Source organism: Acidiphilium sp. PM, assembly GCF_000219295.1.
Taxonomy (GTDB): domain Bacteria; phylum Pseudomonadota; class Alphaproteobacteria; order Acetobacterales; family Acetobacteraceae; genus Acidiphilium; species Acidiphilium multivorum.
This window is the reverse complement of the sequence record NZ_AFPR01000479.1, coordinates 1-4687: the sequence shown is the minus strand read 5'-3', so window position 1 is coordinate 4687 and position 4687 is coordinate 1. Positions and strand designations below refer to the sequence as shown.

General features: G+C 58.1%; 6 protein-coding genes. All 6 read left to right on the top strand.

Features of this window, described 5'->3' with window-relative positions:
* Positions 1-1664: autotransporter outer membrane beta-barrel domain-containing protein (locus APM_RS14970; protein WP_007424219.1), on the top strand; the 1664-nt coding region annotated here is incomplete at its 5' end.
* A 418-nt stretch (positions 1665-2082) separates the two neighbouring features.
* Complete coding sequence (locus tag APM_RS23150) at positions 2083-2280, top strand: helix-turn-helix transcriptional regulator (RefSeq protein WP_082468617.1); 198 nt, start codon at positions 2083-2085, stop codon at positions 2278-2280.
* Between the two features lie 72 nt (positions 2281-2352).
* The gene (locus APM_RS21670; protein WP_138919221.1) at positions 2353-2688 is read left to right on the top strand and encodes a hypothetical protein; all 336 of its coding nucleotides are present in this window, start codon (positions 2353-2355) and stop codon (positions 2686-2688) included.
* Positions 2688-3047, top strand: coding sequence for a hypothetical protein (locus APM_RS21665; RefSeq protein WP_138919220.1), 360 nt, complete (start codon positions 2688-2690; stop codon positions 3045-3047). Before APM_RS21670 ends, APM_RS21665 begins: the two co-directional genes overlap by 1 nt.
* Before the next feature lie 236 nt (positions 3048-3283).
* Positions 3284-4234, top strand: coding sequence for a hypothetical protein (locus tag APM_RS14965; protein ID WP_039888930.1), 951 nt, complete (start codon positions 3284-3286; stop codon positions 4232-4234).
* 184 nt (positions 4235-4418) lie between these two features.
* Positions 4419-4687, top strand: a 269-nt coding sequence (locus tag APM_RS14960; protein ID WP_138919219.1) for a hypothetical protein, incomplete at its 3' end; no start/stop codon positions are given.

Genomic DNA, 4687 nt, shown 5'->3' with positions numbered 1-4687 from the left:
GCGGCACCCTGCTGGTGTCGAATGACTCGGCCCTCGGCGCAGCAGGCGGCAATCTCTTGCTGAGTAGCGGCGGCACGCTCGGTGCCATGTCGCCGTTCGGCACGGCGCGCCTGATCGATGTCGCCAACACCGGTGGCAGCCTTGCCGGCCCGGCCGGAACCTCTCTCGACCCGACCACCGCCAATGCCCTGACCTTGACCGGAACGCTCAACCTCGCCGGAACCCTCACCACCAGAGGCACGGTGATCGACAACGCCACGAGCCAGACCAACACGGGAACCGGCGGCACGCCGGTTGTCTCTGTCGCGAATGGTCTTTTCGAGGTCGGAGACAGCATCCATGGCAGCACCGTTCTGCACGCCAGGGTCGCCGTCGATGCCAGCGCCATTCTGCGCGGTCACGGCACCATCGCCGGCGATGTCGCGAACAATGGCGGCATTGTCGCCCCTGGCGGCACCATCGGCGTCATGACCGTCACGGGCAACTACGCTCAGAATCCTGCCAGCACGCTCTCGATCGAGATCACCCCCAACGATCAGGCGCCCGGCATCAGCTACAGCCAGCTCGCCGTGACGGGCTCCGTCCAGCTCGCCGGCGGCCTCGCCGTCAATGCCGATTCCGGCATCTACCGCCCCGGCTCGCGCTACGACATCGTCCATTCCGGCGGCGGTGTCTCGGGACAATTCTCAACCGTCGCCTACAATTCCGCGCTCGCCAGCTATCTCTTGCCGCAGGTCCAGTACACCGCCGACAATGTCTATCTCAGCCTGAACGTCGGCCCTCTCGCCTTTTCCTCGGGCAGCGGCGTCGCCGGCAATGCCTACATCATCAATCAGGACATCCTGGACACGACGGATGCGGTCCTCGCCTCGCGGAAAGGCTTCTGGCTTCACGGATTGGGCAGCTTCGGCCAGGCCAATGACGGGAATATCACCGACGGGGGCGCCATCATCGGCTATGGAGCCCGGATCCGGCCCGGCTTCCTTCTCGGCGTCGCTGTCGCCGGCACCGCCAGCAGCAGCAACACCGCCTACCAGCAGATCTCAAACCGCCAGATCAGCCTCTCCGACTACGGGATCTATCGGCACGGTCCGTGGCGGATCGCGTTGACGCTGGGCCTCGGCCATCTCGGCGTGAATTCCCGCCGCAGCCTCGTGCCGAGCGGTCTGGTTGCAACGGGAACCGGCCATGGATGGTTTCTGGGTTCCGGCATCAACGCCAGTTACACCGATCATATTGACCGCGGCTTCATCACGCCTTTCGTTGCCGCACGCTATCTGCACGTGTCTCAGGAAGGTTTCGCTGAACATGGCGCCGGCTTGCTCGATCTTGCCTATGGTCGGCAAGGCAACGATCTCGGTGCGATCAGCGCGGGCGCCAGAGCCGGGTACCAGATCAGGACCTTCGGGCTCGATCTTGAGCCCTGGATCGAGGTCGGCGGCACGTCCTATCTCGGCAACCGCCTGCTCGCTTCCACCGAGACTCTCGGCACCGAGACCATGCCGGTGAGCGCGCAAGCGGCGCCAAGCGCAACCCTCGACACCGGGCTCGGACTGACCCTCCGCACCCAGCACGGCTGGAAAGGCCGGCTCGTCTATATCAGCCGCAGAGGCGACAACACCTCCCTGAATGCATTCAATTTCACGGCAACCTGCAATTGGTAGCGACAGGAATTGCCGCCCGCAGAGCGGGGCGTGGCGGCAAGCTGGCCGGCGACGATCGGCCAGAAAAACCCTGCAAAATCAATGGAGCGGGTGACGGGAATCGAACCCGCACAGCCAGCTTGGTAGACAGATCCAAACGAAAACTCAGTGACTTAACCCCCCGCACCGTTAGTGAAATTTCAGCCTTTCAACTTATCGTGAGCCGTCAACGCAGCCAGAATTTTGTCGATTGTGCAGTTAATTTCAATGATAAGTCTTCGTGCTTAACCCATTGATATGGCATTATTCTGGACCAGGATCACTGTTCCGGCACCTAGGATCGCCATGGATGTCAGGAGACCCTAAAATGCCCGTCGTAGTCCGCAGAAAGTAGACACCCCAGCGCCTCCGTAAACCCGTCACAACCCCTTGGGGCGACATTATTCGGAGCCTTCGGGACGTATCAGGACTGTCGCAACGTCAGCTTGCATCGATGTCCGGGGTGAGCCGGAACGCCCTCCGCCGACTGGAGAGCAAAGAGATTCCTGGAGCGGTCGACGTGATAGAGAATATTTTCGTTCACGTTCGGGTCGCTTTATGGACGATTCGGGATGCTGCGAGATGGACGGAATTTTGATCACCGGACGCCGGAAGACATTCGGCTAATGGCGATTGAGGGCCTTTGACTTGACAAAGGAGAGTCAAACCAATGCCTGACAACAAAACGACCATTCCCCGTAGTCAACAATTGATAAGTGTCATGTTGAAGCTAAAGGCAGCAATGGTTGATGCGGTACCCGATCACCCGGGCGAGGGAAATATCAATGGTCAAGATGGCCAGTGTGAGCTATTAGACCATTACATAACGCTGCTTAGGGGGTTATCGAGTAATGATCCACGGGCGCGGGGGATGATATTAAATATTTCCGCGTTACCAAGTTATTTTTATGACGAAACAAGTTGGAATAAAACCCCGAAAATCTCCGCCCTGATTACCAAGATGGTTTCTTTGGCACGCGATATTGTAAAGGTTGAATACTTGTGATGAGCAACCAGACCATCGTCGAACAAAATCCATCGCCATGTTTCTTCACTTTCGTCGGGGGTAGTTACAATTGGGTCGGAACAAAAGACCGGGAACAAATCGCCACTATAAAATCGACTTTGAAAAACGCCAGTATTGAAGTCATTATTTTTCGACCTTTTTATGAAGCGGCATGTGGTAACGGCGATAATATTTATTTTAACTTGCTGGTATCCTCAAGCCAATTTCCAGCTCCAAACCTTAAAGCGATATTGCTTGGCCTCAGCTTTATCATTGAAGTCAATGCTGTAAGCCCGGTTAATCCCGATTGGGCACAATGGCTAATCGACGGGAGAAACCAATTCGAGACATCGCCATGAGCAGCCAGACGACCGGCTGCGCTTCTGGCAACTGCAATTGCATGCCTGGGCTCAAGGCTGGCCAGTGCGGCGCTAGTGCCAGTATTAATAGAGCTTTGGAGGCTCCGGCATCCAGGGTGAGATAAATACATAAGGGCATTAGCGGACCCAGCATGAAATCCAAAAACCCTCATCATCAACACGCTGTAGCCAAAAGAAAGCCAGCTACCCACGTCGTCGCACCATGGCTATTCGCCATGATGCTTCTCGCCTGGTGGCTAGGTGCCTATGGTGCAGTCGTCTATGGCGTGGTGACGGACCGCGGCCCGTTTGCGATCGTCCTTCGTCTCGAAAACGGCATCTTCGGGGGTTCGAACGCCATCCTGACAGCTTTGCTGGCCGCCTTCGTCATCTTTCTCGGGCCGCTTTACGCAGCGCGCGCCTTGCATCGTATTCGACCTGATAGCAGCGCACTGGCCGATCTTGACCTACAAATGGCCAACGCATTCCGCTCCAGAGCCGAGATCATAGAGGCTGGGCGGATCACTTGGGATCAGTCCGATCATGATGGACGTATTCGGATTGCGCGCCGCATGCGCCGCTTGGGATTGTGGATGGTGGCAATCTCGATCGGCGCGGCATTCGTCATTTCGATCTGGGTGCGCGCCGCAGCCGACGCCGATGCCGGACAACCGCTCACCAAAGTGACTGTGCCTCTCCGCAAGCCTATCGAGATCGGGAACGCTAGTCATTGGGTTCGTATCATTGGTGCGAGGCCGAACTTCGACGCCATGCTGACAAGGAATTATACCATCAGGGGTAACTCCTACCGCGACTACTACACCGCCCTTCTGCCACCAAGATGGCACCCCGGCGACCGCGTCTATCTCCTTGAACACGATGTCACGATACCCGGCTACCATGACCCGGACGACACCCCCGATCCGTCGGGGCCGATAGAGGGCGATCTGTCTTTCGGTGGCCCACGTGCCGATGTCGCGTATACTTACCGTCGGCATGGCTTCGGGGTCGGCCCCTGGACGGCCGTACTGCGTCGTAACCTCGTTCTGCACGATAAAATTCCTGGTGAGGCCGGTGGTCTAGGCTACCTATTCTGGCTTGAGGGCGGCTTTTTCGCACTTGCAGGCTTGAGTATCGCCTACAGAGGACACCGGCGCCTGCAAAGGGTGTTGGCTGAACAGAAATAAGGCTACCTTCAACAAGTGGCCGAACTCCACCAGTGGATGAACAGAGCGGCGGTTCTCGCCTGCTGCAGTGGTTCCGGGCGGGGCAAACGTCCATTTGCCCGATGACCACGGTCAGCGATAGTTGGATGGCTCCATTTCAAGGAGCCACCCATGTTCAACCCACAGGATGACGCCGTGGAAGATCATGACCAAAGCGGTCAGGATCATCTTCCCACCCCGCAGGCAGCGCATCTTCTCCTCGAGGACGCCTTCCGCCCCTCACCCGGACCCGACCGTGTTCGGCCACCTGATCGTCAAGAGCATCACCGTGAAGATGGTCGACGACCTGTGGGACAAGCACGCCGAACGTCCGGTCGAATGGAACCGGCTCCGCTCCCGCATGGCGACCGTGTGGGACGTCTACAGGAAGAAGTATCCGGTCTTCGTCGACGTGAACCCGTGGGCGGACTCCGA